Source organism: Streptomyces sp. NPDC086787, assembly GCF_044745865.1.
Lineage (GTDB): Bacteria > Actinomycetota > Actinomycetes > Streptomycetales > Streptomycetaceae > Streptomyces.
Genome location: NZ_JBIVBC010000002.1, coordinates 23160 through 37988 on the forward strand (window position 1 = coordinate 23160; position 14829 = coordinate 37988).

The window sequence follows — 14829 nt, forward strand, 5'->3', positions numbered from 1 at the left end:
AGCGCTCTCACCCCTCCGTCCGCTCCGTCCGCACGGGACTATGCTGACCCGCAGCCGCGGTGAGGAGTCCCGAAGTGACCGAGACAGCGTCACGTCCCACGCTGGAGGCCGTGGCCGCTCGGGCGGGGGTGTCACGGGCCACCGTGTCCCGGGTGGTCAACGGCGGCGACGGAGTCAGGGAACCCCTCGCACAGCGGGTCCGCGAGGCGGTCGAGGAACTCGGCTACGTCCCCAACCAGGCGGCACGCAGCCTGGTGACGAAGCGTCACGACGCCGTCGCCGTGGTCATCGCCGAACCCGAGACCAGGGTCTTCGCCGACCCCTTCTTCGCTCTTCAACTGCGTGGGATCAGCAAGGAGCTGACCGCCCATGACAACCAGCTCGTGCTGCTGCTCACCGAGGGTCGGGACGACCACACGCGGGTGGCCCGCTATCTCGCCGGGGGTCATGTCGACGGCGCGCTGGTCTTCTCGCTGCACCTCGACGACCCGCTGCCCGCACTGATCAACGGCGCCGGTGTGCCCACGGTGTTCGGGGGGCGGCCCGGCTGGACCGACCGGCCGCACGGCGCGGTGTACGTGGACAGCGACAACCGGGGCGGAGCCCGCGAGGCCGTACGGCACCTCGTCGGCCTCGGCCGCCGCCGCATCGCGCACATCACCGGCCCCCTCGACCAGACCTCCGCCGTGGACCGCCTCGACGGCTACCGGGACGTCGTCGCCACCCCGGACCCGCGGCTGATCGCGGTGGGCGACTTCACCCCGGCCGGCGGCGAACGCGCCACGCGCGAACTCCTCGACCGGTCCCCGGACCTGGACGCCGTGTTCGCCGCCAACGACCTCACCGCCGCCGGTGCCTTGCGGGTGCTGCGCGAGCGTGGGCTGCGGGTACCCGAGGACATCGCCGTGATCGGCTTCGACGACATGCTGCCCGTCGCCGAACAGACCGACCCGCCCCTGACGACGATCCGTCAGGACATAGAGGAGATGGGGCGGCTGATGGCCCGCCTCCTGCTGCGCACCGCCGACCACCCGGCCACCGCCGGCCACGCCGCCACCGCCGACCACCCGGTGCCCGCGGGGGACGCGCCGTCCGGCATGATCCTGCCGACCACACTGATACGACGCGCCTCCGCCTGACAGCAGGGCAGGGCGGAGCGGGTCAGGGCAGACCCGGTGATCAGCCCGGCTGCGCGCTTCTGATCACCGCGAAGCGGGCGCCGTACGGATCGCTGAGCTTGGCCATGCGGCCGACTCCCTCCATCGTCGTGGGCGGCATCCGCACCCTGCCGCCCAGGCCCTGCGCCCGGTCGACCACGGCGTCCGTGTCCTCGACCTCGAAATACGGCAGCCAGTAGGCGCCGGCCTCGGCCTCCGCCGGATCGAACGCCAGCGGCACGACCCCGCCGAACATGGCGCCCTCACCACCCTCCGCCGGGTTCACACAGGTGTAGGTGCCGCCGGGGAACGGCACAGCGGACGTCTCCATGCCGAGCACCCGGTTGTAGAACGCGGCGGCCGCGGCCTCGTCCGGCGTGTACAGCTCGACCCAGCACAGCGAACCGGGCTCGCCCGCCAGGTCCACGCCCTTGGTCTGTCCCGGCTGCCAGATCCCGAAGGACACGCCCGCCTGGTCGGCGAGGATCGCCATGTGGCCCTTGCCCATCACGTCCATGGGCTGTGCGAGCACCCTGCCGTGCGCCGCCTCGGCGGCCTTGGCCGTGGCCTGGGCGTCGGCGCTCTGGAAGTACACCGTCCAGGACGGCGGTCCCTGCTCCGGGCCGGTCTGCATACCGCCGGCCACCGTTCTGCCGTCCAGCTGGAAGAAGCCGTAGCCGCCGGCGTCCGGACCCGCCGACCGGAAGCGCCAGCCGAAGAGACCGCCGTAGAAGGTGGTGGCGCCCTCGATGTCGGCGGTGCCGAGGTCGATCCAGTTGGGAGCGCCGTTGACGAAACGGGTGGTGAGCATCTTCGCCCTCCTCACAGGGGACCACAGGGGACCCGTTCTCCGTGCACTGCCGAGTCTCGCACCGCCCACTGACAATCACCGTGACAGCACGCGGCGCGCCGCTGTGCGTCGCCGTGCGCGAGGGAGCATCATCACGATGTCCGCGAGCTCCGCGAAAACGGCGTTGACCTCGCGTTGATCGAACGTTTTTCGCCGCCCGGCACGATCTCAGTCATGTACTTCGACACGATCACCTCGTCCGACCTCACCTGGCAGCAGGAGGCGTTGTGCGCCCAGACGGGCGCCGACTTCTTCTTCCCGGAGCCCGGTAGCTCGGTACGCGAGGCGAAGAGGATCTGCGGCCTGTGCCCGATGCGCTCCGCCTGCCTGGAGTACGCACTCGACAACGACGAGCGCTTCGGCGTCTGGGGCGGCATGTCGGAGAAGGAACGCCTGCACCTCCGGCGCGCCTCGTCCTGATCCGACGCGGAGGCAGCCGCCCCGCCTCCGCAGGCGGACAGCCGGTGCGAATCCGGCCGCCCCGCCCCCTTCGGGCCTCGCCCGCGAGCGGTCACGGGCGCGGAGCGCGCAGATGCGCCCGCCGGGCGAGTTCCTCCTCGTCGACCAGGGTGAGCATCGGCTCGCCCGGTGCGCACAGCATGGTCACGACGAACCGGGTCCGTGCGTCCGGCAGGGCGTTGCCGTCCTGGTAGTGGATCACGTCACCGCCCGGCTCCCAGAACGTGCCGCCGGCGTCGACCACGCGCTCCGGCTCGCCCTCCAGCTCGAAGCGGACCGCGCCCTCCAGCACGTATCCGAAGGCCGGTCCTGAGTGCCGGTGCGGAGGCGTCCCGGGATCGCCGGGCGGCCACTCCACCAGGATGGTCATGCCGGACGCGCCGTCCGGCACGAAGGGCGGCCTGGCGTCCTGAAGCATCGTGACCGCCGTCTTCCAGGCCTCGGACCGTGGCCCGCCCGTCCCCGAGTTCTCGTTCGACACTGCGCAGCACCCTCCACGAATTCCGTCCGGAAAATGCCATCGTGCCGGAATTGGGGCGGATCGACGTGGAAGTCGAGGTGCCGGGTCGGGTGTCGAGGGACGGCCTCGGTGCGGTCAGCGCCGGTCAGGCTCCGGCGCGTGCCGCCATGCGCGCCTTGCGCGCCGCCAGCTTCTCGTCGAAGCGGCTGGCCTCGGTGTCGAGTCCGTCGAGGAACAGGCCGAGTTCCTCCTGTGCCTTGAGCCCCTCGGGGCCGAGGCCGTCGATCTGCATGACCTTCAGGAAGCGCAGCACCGGCTGGAGGACGTCGTCGTGGTGGATGCGCAGGTTGTAGACCTCGCCGATCGCCATCTGGGCCGCGGCGCGCTCGAAGCCGGGGATGCCGTGGCCGGGCATGCGGAAGTCGACCACGACGTCGCGCACCGCCCGCATGGTGAGGTCGGGGGCCATCTCGAACGCGGCCTTCAGGAGGTTGCGGTAGAAGACCATGTGCAGGTTCTCGTCGGTCGCGATGCGGGCCAGCATGCGGTCGCAGACCGGGTCGCCCGACTGGTGGCCGGTGTTGCGGTGCGAGATGCGGGTGGCGAGTTCCTGGAAGGCGACGTAGGCGACCGAGTGCAGCATCGAGTGGCGGTTGTCGGACTCGAAGCCCTCGCTCATGTGGGACATACGGAACTGTTCCAGTTTGTCCGGGTCCACGGCGCGCGAGGTGAGCAGGTAGTCGCGCATGACGATGCCGTGTCGGCCTTCTTCGGCCGTCCAGCGGTGCACCCAGGTGCCCCAGGCGCCGTCCCGGCCGAAGAGCGACGCGATCTCGTGGTGGTAGCTGGGGAGGTTGTCCTCGGTCAGCAGGTTCACCACCAGCGCGATACGGCCGATCTCGGTGACCTTGGACTGCTCCTTGCCCCAGGCCTCGCCGTCCTCGAAGAGGCCGGGGAAGTTGCGGCCGTCGCTCCACGGGACGTACTCGTGGGGCATCCAGTCCTTGGCGATCTTCAGGTGCCGGTTGAGTTCGGTCTCGACCACTTCCTCCAGCGCGTGGAGCAGCCGGGCGTCGGTCCACGTGGACGGGCTGCCGAGACGGGGGGAAATGATCGTCACAAGAACTCCAGGGAACGCCGAACAACAGAGGTGCGTGGTCCGGCGAGCGGTGCCGGAACCTACGAGATCGTAGGCTACGACGCCGTAGGTTACGAGACCGTAGGTTAAGTGTGCCGTAAAGGCCGCTGATCAGACCATGTGTCCCAGTCGCGCTGACCTGGTCAGGCGTACAGCTCCCGCAGCCGGACCGAGAGGCAGGTCACACAGCCCTCCAGCTTCTCGAACTCGCTGATGTCCACGGTGACGACCTCATGGCCCAGATCGGTGAGCAGTTCCCTGGTCTTGGGCGCGCTCTCGGCCATCAGCAGCTTGTCGCCGCCGAGCAGCACCACGTGCGCGCCCGACTCCTCGGGTACCGCGAGGAACCCCGGGAACAGCGAGGGCCGGTCCACCAGCGGGATGTGCCCGATCACCGTGCCGTCCGGCAGCGCCGTGACCGCCGACTTCAGGTGCAGCACCTTGGTCACCGGGACGGCGACCACCCGGGCGCCCAGCGGCTCGAAGGCCGCCCGTACCTGCTGCACCCCGGCCGCGTTGGTACGCCCGCCCCGGCCCACGTAGATCGTGTCGCCGACCTTCAGGACGTCGCCGCCGTCCAGCGTGCCCGGCTCCCAGACCCAGTTGACGGAGCAGCCGAGACGGGCCACGGCCTCCTCGACGGCGGCGGTCTCGCCCCGTCGGGACTCGGCGCCCGGCCGGGTGATCAGCGCAACGTTCTTGTACATGACGACGCTGTCCTCGACGAACACCGAGTCCGGGCAGTCGTCGGCCGGGTCCACCTCGACCGTCTCCCAGCCGTGCGCGCGCAGCGCCTCGACATACGCCTCCCACTGCTCGACGGCGAGTTCGAGATCGACCTTCTCCCGCTCGATGTGGGTCACCAGACCTTCGGCGAGGCGCGGACTGGGGCGGCGGACGAGGGCCTTCTGGCTGGGCACGGCGGACTCCGTATCGGCGGGAGGGACCGGCGCCCACGACGCGACGCCGGTCCGCCATCATGCAGGGCGGGTCCGCCCGGACAAAACCCCTCCGGCCGGTCTGTGCTCCTCCCGAGATCCGCCGCCGGGCCGTCAGGCCTCCTCGTGCAGTTCCCCCGGTGAGGTCTCGCGCAGCACCCCCTCCTCCAGCAGCAGCCAGCGCGTGATGCCGAGCGAGTCCAGGAACGGCAGGTCGTGACTGGCCACGAGGAGCGCGCCCTCGTAGGACTCCAGGGCGGAGACGAGTCGGCGCACGCTCGCCATGTCGAGGTTGTTGGTGGGCTCGTCGAGCATGAGCAGCTGAGGCGCGGGTTCGGCCAGCATCAGCGCCGCCAGGGTCGCCCGGAAGCGCTCGCCGCCGGACAGGGTCGCCACCGGCTGGTCGGCCCGTGCGCCCCGGAACAGGAACCGGGCCAGCCGGGCCCGGATCCTGTTGCCGGTGACGTCCGGCGCGAAACGGGCGACGTTCTCGGCGACGGTCAGCCCGCCGTCGAGGACGTCGAGACGCTGCGGCAGGAACCGCAGCGGCACCTGAGCCCGCGCCTCGCCCGCCACCGGCGCCAGGTCACCGGCGATGGTGCGCAGCAGCGTCGTCTTGCCCGCGCCGTTGCGCCCGACCAGCGCGATCCGCTCCGGGCCGCGCAGCTCGAACAGGCCGTCGACGCGTGCCCCGTGTGCCAGTTCCAGGTTCCGCAGGGTGAGCACCTCCCGGCCCGGTGGCACTGCCGTGTACGGCAGCTCGACGCGGATCTCGTCGTCGTCCCGTACGGCCTCCACCGCCTCGTCGAGACGCTCCCTGGCCTCCGCGAGCTTCTCCTCGTGCATGATGCGGTGCTTGCCCGCGGACACCTGAGCCGCACGTTTGCGAGCCCCCATCACGATCTTCGGTTCGCGGGTCTGGTCCCACATCTTCTGGCCGTACCGCTTGCGGCGGGCCAGTTTCACCTGGGCGTCGGTCAGTTCCCGCTTCTGCTTGCGGAAGTCCGCCTCGGCGACCCGAACCATGCGCTCGGCGGCCTCCTGCTCGACGGTGAGCGCCTCCTCGTACGCCGTGAAGCCACCGCCGTACCAGGTGATCGCGCCGGAGCGCAGGTCGGCGATCCGGTCGACGAGCTCCAGCAGTTCGCGGTCGTGGCTGACGACGATCAGCACGCCCGGCCAGGACTCCACGGCCGCGTAGAGCCGGCGGCGCGCGTACAGGTCGAGGTTGTTGGTCGGCTCGTCCAGCAGCAGCACGTCCGGGCGGCGCAGCAGCAGCGCGGCCAGCCGCAGCAGCACCGACTCGCCGCCCGACAGTTCGCCGACCGTGCGGTCCAGGCCGACGCGGCCCAGGCCGAGTTCGCCGAGGGCGGCCAGGGCCCGCTCCTCCACGTCCCAGTCGTCGCCGAGCGTCTCGAAGTGTTCCTCGCACGCGTCGCCCGCCTCGATGGCGTGCAGAGCGGCCCGGCGGGCGGCGATGCCGAGCACCTCGTCGACGCGCAGGGCGGTGTCGAGGGTCACGTTCTGCGGGAGGTAGCCCACCTCGCCGGACACCCTGACGGTGCCGCCGGTCGGGGTCAGCTCACCGGCGATCAGTTTCAACAGGGTCGACTTGCCGGACCCGTTGACGCCGACGAGCCCCGTCCTGCCGGGGCCGAACGCGGTGTCCAGGCCGTCGAGGACGGGAGTGGCGTCGGGCCAGGTGAAGGAGAGGGAGGTAAGGGTGAGGGCAGAAGACATACAGGCCTCGCGGTTGCTTGGTGCGGTCGGGACGGGTGCGTGTCGGGACACCAAGTGACCAAGTGACGCGGCGGCAGCCGGAGGGCCGGGCGGGGCCCGGGCATGACAGAGCCCTGTGCCGGAGGACGGCTCGAACGTCGAGGTCGACTGTGCGCACACCTCACACGGGTGACGCGGTGTCCCAGAACCTCAGACGAGCAACGTCCTTCTCCAATCGACGGCAACAGGACCGTTCGACAAGGTAGGAGGGGGAGCGGTGGGCCGTCAACGCGATTAACCGCGCCTGCCGGGGACGTTCGGGCCCGGCACGGTTGTGGCGGATATCCGCCAGCCCCCGCCCACTCCCGCTGGTTGAGTGGGCCCCATGACGAACCGGAGCACCCTGCACGACCTAGCCCTCGCCTTCCACGCCCTGCACGTGCCAGGGCGTCCGCTCGTCCTGCCGAACGCCTGGGACGCGATGACCGCGAGGCTCGCCGAGGATGCCGGCGCCGCGGCGGTGGCGACCACCAGCGCGGGGCTCGCCTGGTCCCTCGGCGTCGCCGACGGCGACCGGCTGGGTCGCGACCGCGCGCTGGACGCCGTCGCGCGCGTCACCGCCACGGTCCGGGTCCCGGTCAGCGCCGACATCGAGAGCGGATACGCCGACGATCCGGCGGGCGTCGCCGACACCGTGCGTGCCGTGCTCGCGGCGGGCGCGGTGGGCGTCAACATCGAGGACTCGGCGCACGCCCGGGACGGCGACGGGCCGCTGCGGCCGGTGGCCCAGCAGGCGGAGCGGATCGCCGCGGCCCGCGAGGCGGCCGACGCGGAGGGAGTGCCGCTGTTCGTGAACGCCCGCGTCGACACCTGTCGACGGGAGCCGGGGGAATGGACGCCACTCTGGAGCGGGCGGCGGCCTATCGCGCCGCGGGCGCCGACGGGATCTTCGTCCCCGGGACCGTCGACCCGGCGACAGTCCGGGAACTGGTCGCCGCAATCGACGGGCCGCTCAACATCCTGGTGGGCCCGGCGGCGCCGTCCGTCTCCGCCCTGGCCGATCTCGGCGTGGCCCGGGTGAGCGCCGGATCCAGCCTGGCCCAGGGCGCCTACGGGGCCTTCGGCCGCGCCGCGCGGGAGCTGCTGGAAGCGGGCACGTTCACCGCGCCGACGGGTGCGGTCGGCTACACGGAGCTCAACGGCCTGTTGACACAGTGGAGTTGAGTCAGCGGGTGTCCCGCATCAGCTCGGCCAGGTGGTGGTCGAGGTCCAGCTGGAGGTGTTCGAGGCCCACCGGCACCAGATCGCTCGTGGCCTGCAGGAACCGTCGCACCTCACCGGTGCGGACGTGCACCACGGCGGTGCCCTCGGGGGCGTGGAACTCCAGCACGGTGCGGTCGTACCCGTACGGCCGCACGCGCACGTCGCCGTGGCCCTCCGGGGCCTGGAGGCCCGCCGAGAGCAACTCGCGGGAGAAGGTCCAGCACACCTCGACGCCCTCCAGGGTGGCCGGGGCGGGGAAGGTCATCTGGACGGCGAACGGGTCGTGCCGGTCGTAGCGCAGCGTGGCGGGAATGTTCGGCATGCGCGGTGCGGCGGCGACGAGGCGGGCCTCTACGGGCTGCTCGATGACGGTGGACAACGCCTTGCTCCCTCGTGACGGCTGGACGAACTTCCGGGTTGCGGTGACCTGGCACTGGAAGAGACGTCGGAATCAGCCAATGCGTGCACACCGATTCCGAGTGACCTCGGTCACCGCGTCCGCTCGCGCGGAGCCGGGCGCCGCTCGGTCGCGAACGGCACGAGGCCCCCTGGACGGCACCGGGGCCGTGGGCTAGCTTCGCCCGCCATGAGGCGCTTGGGAAGCACGCGACGCACGATACGTACGAGCCGAACGAGCCGGGTCCTGGCCGCGGGACTGGCCTGCGGGGCCGCGCTCGCCGCCCTGACCACCGGATCCGCCGAGGCGGCACCGCCGCCCGGCCACCGCGCACCGCACTGGCAGTCGTACGACACCGGAACCCCCGGTGTCCGCTTCCGGGGGCTGGCCGCCGTGAGCCGCGAGACGGCCTGGCTGGCCGGAACCGGGGGCACCGTCCTGCGCACCACCGACGGCGGGACACGCTGGCGGAACGTCTCCCCGCCGGGCGCGACCGGTCTGGAGTTCCGGGACGTCGAGGCGTTCGACGCCCGGCACGCCGTGGTGCTGGCCATCGGCGAGGGCGAGGACTCCCGTGTCTACCGCACCGAGGACGGCGGCGCGACCTGGACCGAGTCGTTCCGCAACACCGACCCGAAGGCGTTCTACGACTGCGTCGCGTTCTTCGACCGCCACCACGGCCTCGCCATGAGCGATCCGGTGGACGGCAGGTTCCGCATCCTGTCCACCGGCGACGGCGGCCGCACCTGGCGGGTGCTGCCCGCCGACGGGATGCCCGCCGCGCTCGACGGCGAGGCGGGCTTCGCGGCGAGCGGTCAGTGCCTGGTCACCGCCGGCCGCAAGGACGTCTGGCTGGCCACCGGCGGCGGCGCCCGCGCGCGGGTGCTGCACTCCGCGGACCGTGGCCTGAACTGGACGGCCGGCGACACGCCGGTCCCGGCGGCCGACCCGGCCCGCGGCGTGTTCGCGCTCGCCTTCCGGGACCGCGCCCACGGCCTCGCCGTCGGCGGCGACTACCGCGCCGACCAGCCCTCCCCGCAGGCGGCGGCGGCCACCCCGGACGGCGGCCGCACCTGGCGTCCCGCCGCCGCGTCCCCGCCCGCCTACCGCTCCGGCGTCACCTGGCTGCCGCACAGCCGGACCACCGCACTCGCCGTCGGCCCCACCGGAACCGACCTCACGACCGACGCCGGCCGCACCTGGCGAACCGTCGACACCGGCTCCTACGACACCGTGGACTGCGCCCCCGACCGGGGCTGCTGGGCCGCGGGCGAGAAGGGCCGAGTGGCGCGCCTGGAACGCTGACGGACGGATCCGGGGGCCCCGACGAGAGGGCGCCCCCCCCCGTGCGTCATCCGTCAGCTGCCATGCGCTCATCCTCCCCACCACTTGGGCACCGGTCAGTCGAGCGTCTCCCGGTACCGCTCCAGTTCCGGAGCGGTCGTCGTCGCGGTGAACGCGACGACGCGGTAGGTGCCCACGCCCTCGGTGACGAACGGGTCCTTGGCAAGGATCTCGTCGATCCGTGCGCGGTCCTTGCCCGCGGCGATGATGATCCCGCCGTCGCGGGGCTCCTTGCGCCCGGAGGCGAGGAACGTGCCTGTCTTGAAGTGCTCGTCGAGCCAGGCCTTGTGTGCCGGCAGGACGGCCTTCACGGTGTCCAGCGGGGCGTTGTAGGTCACTTCCAGTACGAACATGATCGCGAGATTACCCGCGGCCGATCCGGGCGGCTCCTCGGACGCGTACAGTCGGCGGCACCATGACGACCGTACGCGTTCCGGCGGGCTGGCCCGCGACCGAGGAGCAGGCTCTCGCCGTGCAGGACGAACTGCGCGGGCAGGTGGTGCTCGACGAGCCGGGCCCGCCGCCCGGGGCCGGGTACGTCACGGGCGTCGACGTCGCCTACGACGACGAACGGGACGTCGTGGCGGCCGCGGCCGTCGTGCTCGACGCGGCGACGCTCGACGTGGTCGCCGAGGCGACCGCCGTCGGGCAGATCTCCTTCCCGTACGTCCCCGGGCTGCTCGCCTTCCGCGAGATCCCCACGGTCCTGGCCGCGCTCGACGCCCTGCCCTGCCCGCCGGGTCTGGTGGTCTGCGACGGCTACGGGCTCGCCCACCCGCGCCGCTTCGGTCTCGCGAGCCACCTCGGCGTGCTCACCGGCCTGCCCACCATCGGCGTCGCGAAGAACCCGTTCACCTTCACCCACGACGCCCCGGCCGTCGAACGCGGCGCGTCCTCACCGCTCCTGGCGGACGACGAGGAGGTCGGCCGCGCCCTGCGCACCAGTGACGACGTCAAGCCCGTGTTCGTCTCCGTCGGCCACCGGATGAGCCTGGCCAACGCCTGCGCCCACACCCTCGCCCTGACCCCGCGCTACCGGCTCCCGGAGACCACCCGCCGGGCCGACGCCCTGTGCAGGCGCGCACTGCGGGCATCGACACGGGCACGCAGTCCGCTCGCCGAGCGCGCGGCCGGGGATCCTGAACGGAGCTGAGGCCGGACGATTTTCGAACGCCGGCCCCTTCTCGTCGTGTGGGTCGGCCAGGGACACCGGAGATCGAGGCCGTGCCGGACCTGGCGGACGACCGCGCCCGATGGGAGCGGGGGCGCGAGTTGTTCGAGCCGGCTCGTGCGTCCGGTTGCACGGACTGGGACCAGCAGACCGAGGAGCGCCGGTCGCTCGACCGCCTCGCTGAGCTGGTCGCCAAGGTCGCCCACAACCCAGGCACTGGGGGACTGGCCGCCTCCCGAGTGGCAACCCTGAACGGCGCCCCGCCGACTGGACCGCCCGGACCGGGGCCCTTGGCTCCGGTCAGCTGCTCGTCGCCACGCGGAACGTGATTCCCGCCGTCCGTAGCCGGTTCGTCAGTGCGTCGCCCATGGCCTGGGCCGGTGTCACCTGGCCGGCTGTCGGTGGCAGGTCGTCGAAGGCCAGGGACAGGGCCGCCTCGGCAAGGATCTTCGCTGTCTCGTCGTAGCCGGGGTCGCCGCCCGAGACCTCCGTGAACACCCGGCGGCCGCCGCCCTCGCCGACGAAGCGGACCCGGAACCAGCTCTGCGCGCGCTTCTCGGCGCTCGGCCCCTCGCCGGGCTTGAGCCGGCCGGACAGCCAGTGCCGGGCGGGCGGGAGCTGGGCGGCCAGCGCGATCCCGCCGACGGCCGCGATCCCGCCCAGCGCGACCGGGAGGTGCCGCACGGCCGCGTAGTGGCGGTAGCGGAACTCGGGGCCGTAGCGCTCCAGGGCCCGCGCCGAACGCCCCACGATCTGCGGGTCGATGGTCGGCAGCGGGAGAGCCCAGGAGCCGACCTCACCGGCGAACCGCGGCGTGCCCGTCGGTGTCGAGACTCGCCGCCCGACCAGCCGCGGTTCGTGCCGCCGCCGGTCCCTCGAGGCGGCCGTCATCTGCCGCGCGCGGGCGAACTGGCCGAGCGCCGAGGCCCAGGTGCCGCCCGAGAAGGCGGCGTCCGCGGTGACGAATCCGTCCACCGTCAGCGGCACGCCCTCGGGCAGCTGCCGGACGGTGAAGTACGCGCCCAGGTCGTGCGGCACCGAGTCGAAGCCGCAGGCGTGCAGCAGCCGTGCGCCGGTCTCCCGCGCGCGGGCGTCGTGGCGGACGTACATGAGGTCCACGAACTCGGGCTCGCCGGTGATGTCCAGGTAGTCGGTGCCGGCGTCCGCGCAGGCGGCGACGAGTTCCTCGCCGTGGCGCACATAGGGGCCGACAGTCGTGGCCACCACGCGCGCGTGCTCGGCGAGAGCGCGCAGCGTGCCGGGCGACTGGACGTCCGCGTGCAGCACGCCGATGTCGGCGCCGCCGGGCAGGCGTTCGCGCAGCGACTCCAGTCGCTCGAGGTCGCGTCCGGCGATCGCCCAGCGGAGCCCCGCGGGCGCGTGCGCGGCGAGGTACTCCGCGGTGAGCGTCCCGACGAAGCCCGTGGCGCCGAAGAGCACGATGTCGTAGGGACGATCGGACGGTTTCAGCCTGCTCATGACATTCCTCCCACCTCTCGGTGGTACAACCCGCGCCGTTGTCAGTGGCCGAGGCTAGCGTGGTCGGCGGGGAGTCCCGCGTCGGGCCCCGGGTGGTCACCGCCAAACCTAACTTCCGGGTAACTTGGCTAAGCGCTTGCTCGTCCAGGTCTTGTGCCCGGTGGAACACGTTCTTAGCATCACTGGTGTTACATCGGTTGTGTCACACGACTTGGGGGCGGCATGACGACGGCAGGGACGCCGGCGCCGGCACACGGCCCGCTCGCGGGCGTGCGCGTGGTCGAGCTGGCCGGCATCGGGCCGGGACCGTTCGCCGGGATGCTCCTCGCCGACCTCGGCGCGGACGTCGTCCGGGTGGACCGGCCCGGCGGCGCCGCACTGTCCATCGACCCGGCGTACGACATCACCAACCGCAACAAGCGCTCCGTGCTCGTCGATCTCAAGTCGCCGGACGGCCCCGCGCGCGTCCTCGACCTGGCCGAACGGGCCGACATCCTCATAGAGGGCTACCGCCCCGGCGTCGCCGAGCGCCTCGGCGTCGGTCCCGCCGACTGCCACGCCCGCAACCCGCGGCTCGTCTACGGCCGGATGACCGGCTGGGGCCAGGACGGCCCTCTCGCCCAGCGCGCGGGCCACGACATCGCGTACATCGCGGTCACCGGCACCCTCGGCATGATCGGCGCTCCGGACGAGCCCCCGGCCGTCCCCGCCAACCTGGTCGGCGACTACGCGGGCGGCTCCCTCTATCTCGTCGTGGGCGTCCTCGCCGCGCTCCACCACGCGCGCGCCACGGGCACCGGCCAGGTCGTGGACGCCGCCATCGTGGACGGCGCCGCACACCTCGCCGCGATGATCCACGGCATGCTCGCAGCGGGCGGCTGGCAGGACCGGCGCGGTGTCAACCTGCTGGACGGCGGCTGCCCCTACTACGGCACCTACGAGACCGCCGACGGCAGGCACATGGCCGTCGGCGCGTTGGAACCGCAGTTCTACGCGGAGTTCCTGCGTCTCATGGACCTCGACGACCTGGCCGACGCCCGCAAGGACTGGGCACGCTGGGGCGAGCTGCGTGACCGCGTCGCCGACCGCTTCAGGACCCGCACCCGGGACGAGTGGACGGCCGTCTTCGCGGACTCCGACGCCTGCGTGGCACCCGTGCTGTCCCTGGGAGAGGCACCGCACCACCCGCACCTCGCCGCCCGTGGCACCTTCACGGACCACTCCGGGATCACCCAGCCCGCACCCGCGCCACGCTTCTCCGCGACCCCCACCACCGTCCGGACCGGCCCCGCCCGGCCGGGCGGCGACACGACGGACGTGGCCCGCGACTGGGACGCACCCGCACTGCTCGGGGACCGCGGCGACCGCGACACGGCGCATCCGGGGACCCCCGAGAACCCCGAGAACCCCGAGAACCCCGACAAGGACGGCCGCTGATGGAACTCTCGATCCCACTCGACTACGCGACCGACCCGCGTGGGGCCGCCGACCAGGCCGCCGCACTGGAGCGGGCCGGTCTCGACGCCGTCTGGGTGGCGGAGGCCTACGGCTTCGACGCGCCCTCCATCATGGGCTACCTCGCCGCCCGCACCGAGCGGATGAAGATCGGCTCGGCGATCCTCAACGTCTACTCCCGCACCCCTGCCCTCATCGCCCAGACCGCCGCCGGTCTCGACGCCATGTCGGGCGGCCGCGCGATCATCGGGCTCGGTGCCTCCGGCCCCCAGGTGGTCGAGGGCTGGCACGGGAAGCCGTACGACAAGCCGCTCGGCCGCACCCGCGAGGCCATCGAGCTGATCCGGCGCATCCTGCGCCGCGAGGTCATCGACCACCACGGCATCACGGACATGCCCCTGCCCGGCGGCCTCGGCAAGCCCCTGAAGATCCTCACCCAGCCGGTCCGCCCCGAGGTTCCGCTGTACGTGGCCTCCCTCGGCCCCGCCAACGTCCGCATGACCGCCGAGATCGCCGACGGCTGGCTGCCGACGCTGTTCGTCCCGGAGAAGGCCAAGGACGTCTGGGGGAGCGCGCTCGCGGAGGGCGCCGCCCGCCGTGACCCGTCCCTCGGGCCGCTCCAGGTCGTCGCGGGCGGCATCCTCGCCATCGGCGACGACGCGGCCGCCGTACGCGACTTCGCCCGCCCCCAGATCGCCCTGTACGTCGGCGGCATGGGCGCGCCAGGCAAGAACTTCTACAACTCGCTCGCCGTCGCGTACGGCTACGAGAAGGAAGCCGCCCTCATCCAGGAGCTGTACCTGTCCGGCCGCAAGAAGGAAGCCGCGGCGGCCGTACCCGACGAACTGGTCGAGCTCGTGTCGCTGTGCGGCCCGGAGGGCTATGTCCGCGAGCGCGTCGCCGCCTTCCGCGAGGCCGGGGTGACGATGCTGAACGTCATTCCCGTGGGCCCGGACCCGGCCCGGCTGATCGAGACCGTAAAGAACTGGCTGTGAACCC

14 protein-coding genes and 1 pseudogene are annotated in these 14829 nt (G+C 72.5%); 7 read left to right on the top strand and 8 right to left on the bottom strand.

Going from position 1 to position 14829, the window contains the following annotated elements; all coding sequences use genetic code 11:
* The first annotated feature begins 74 nt into the window (after window positions 1-74).
* Window positions 75-1139: a LacI family DNA-binding transcriptional regulator gene (locus tag ACIPK3_RS06230; RefSeq protein WP_402566892.1), complete on the top strand. Its 1065-nt coding sequence runs from the start codon at window positions 75-77 to the stop codon at window positions 1137-1139.
* Between the two features lie 40 nt (window positions 1140-1179).
* On the opposite strand, the gene ACIPK3_RS06235 is transcribed toward ACIPK3_RS06230, so the two are convergent.
* The gene (locus tag ACIPK3_RS06235; RefSeq protein ID WP_402566893.1) at window positions 1180-1968 is read right to left on the bottom strand and encodes a VOC family protein; all 789 of its coding nucleotides are present in this window, start codon (window positions 1966-1968) and stop codon (window positions 1180-1182) included.
* A 213-nt stretch (window positions 1969-2181) separates the two neighbouring features.
* Between ACIPK3_RS06235 and ACIPK3_RS06240 the strand changes: the two genes are divergently transcribed.
* The gene (locus ACIPK3_RS06240) at window positions 2182-2427 is read left to right on the top strand and encodes a WhiB family transcriptional regulator (protein ID WP_402566894.1); all 246 of its coding nucleotides are present in this window, start codon (window positions 2182-2184) and stop codon (window positions 2425-2427) included.
* Window positions 2428-2518: 91 nt separating this feature from the next.
* Here ACIPK3_RS06240 and ACIPK3_RS06245 read toward each other — a convergent pair whose 3' ends face one another.
* The 4 genes from ACIPK3_RS06245 to ACIPK3_RS06260 form a co-directional block, all read right to left on the bottom strand.
* Entirely contained in the window at window positions 2519-2884 is a 366-nt protein-coding gene (locus tag ACIPK3_RS06245; protein WP_402567799.1) for a cupin domain-containing protein, read from the bottom strand.
* A 187-nt stretch (window positions 2885-3071) separates the two neighbouring features.
* A complete protein-coding gene (locus ACIPK3_RS06250; RefSeq protein WP_402566895.1) occupies window positions 3072-4046 on the bottom strand; it encodes an acyl-ACP desaturase in 975 nt (324 codons plus the stop codon).
* Window positions 4047-4207: 161 nt separating this feature from the next.
* Window positions 4208-4984, bottom strand: a complete 777-nt coding sequence (gene ddaH / locus ACIPK3_RS06255; RefSeq protein ID WP_402566896.1) for a dimethylargininase — start codon at window positions 4982-4984, stop codon at window positions 4208-4210.
* Between the two features lie 132 nt (window positions 4985-5116).
* Window positions 5117-6742 carry an ABC-F family ATP-binding cassette domain-containing protein gene (locus ACIPK3_RS06260; protein ID WP_402566897.1) on the bottom strand — a complete coding sequence of 542 codons (1626 nt, stop codon included), beginning with the start codon at window positions 6740-6742 and terminating at the stop codon, window positions 5117-5119.
* 364 nt (window positions 6743-7106) lie between these two features.
* Here ACIPK3_RS06260 and ACIPK3_RS06265 point away from each other — a divergent pair.
* Window positions 7107-7945, top strand: a pseudogene (locus ACIPK3_RS06265) (isocitrate lyase/phosphoenolpyruvate mutase family protein).
* Between the two features lies 1 nt (window position 7946).
* On the opposite strand, the gene ACIPK3_RS06270 reads toward ACIPK3_RS06265, so the two are convergent.
* Complete coding sequence (locus ACIPK3_RS06270; protein ID WP_402566898.1) at window positions 7947-8363, bottom strand: SsgA family sporulation/cell division regulator; 417 nt, start codon at window positions 8361-8363, stop codon at window positions 7947-7949.
* A gap of 207 nt (window positions 8364-8570) precedes the next feature.
* Between ACIPK3_RS06270 and ACIPK3_RS06275 the strand changes: the two genes are divergently transcribed.
* A complete protein-coding gene (locus ACIPK3_RS06275; protein ID WP_402566899.1) occupies window positions 8571-9686 on the top strand; it encodes a WD40/YVTN/BNR-like repeat-containing protein in 1116 nt (371 codons plus the stop codon).
* Window positions 9687-9781: 95 nt separating this feature from the next.
* Here ACIPK3_RS06275 and ACIPK3_RS06280 read toward each other — a convergent pair whose 3' ends face one another.
* Complete coding sequence (locus ACIPK3_RS06280) at window positions 9782-10078, bottom strand: YciI family protein (protein WP_402566900.1); 297 nt, start codon at window positions 10076-10078, stop codon at window positions 9782-9784.
* A 62-nt stretch (window positions 10079-10140) separates the two neighbouring features.
* Here ACIPK3_RS06280 and ACIPK3_RS06285 point away from each other — a divergent pair, with 62 nt between their 5' ends.
* Window positions 10141-10878: an endonuclease V gene (locus ACIPK3_RS06285; protein WP_402566901.1), complete on the top strand. Its 738-nt coding sequence runs from the start codon at window positions 10141-10143 to the stop codon at window positions 10876-10878.
* Between the two features lie 318 nt (window positions 10879-11196).
* On the opposite strand, the gene ACIPK3_RS06290 is transcribed toward ACIPK3_RS06285, so the two are convergent.
* Complete coding sequence (locus ACIPK3_RS06290; protein ID WP_402566902.1) at window positions 11197-12375, bottom strand: saccharopine dehydrogenase family protein; 1179 nt, start codon at window positions 12373-12375, stop codon at window positions 11197-11199.
* A 222-nt stretch (window positions 12376-12597) separates the two neighbouring features.
* Here ACIPK3_RS06290 and ACIPK3_RS06295 point away from each other — a divergent pair, with 222 nt between their 5' ends.
* Window positions 12598-13812, top strand: a complete 1215-nt coding sequence (locus ACIPK3_RS06295) for a CaiB/BaiF CoA transferase family protein (protein ID WP_402566903.1) — start codon at window positions 12598-12600, stop codon at window positions 13810-13812.
* Window positions 13812-14825, top strand: coding sequence for an LLM class F420-dependent oxidoreductase (locus ACIPK3_RS06300; RefSeq protein WP_402566904.1), 1014 nt, complete (start codon window positions 13812-13814; stop codon window positions 14823-14825). The genes ACIPK3_RS06295 and ACIPK3_RS06300 overlap by 1 nt, the downstream gene beginning before the upstream one ends.
* Window positions 14826-14829: the final 4 nt, after the last annotated feature.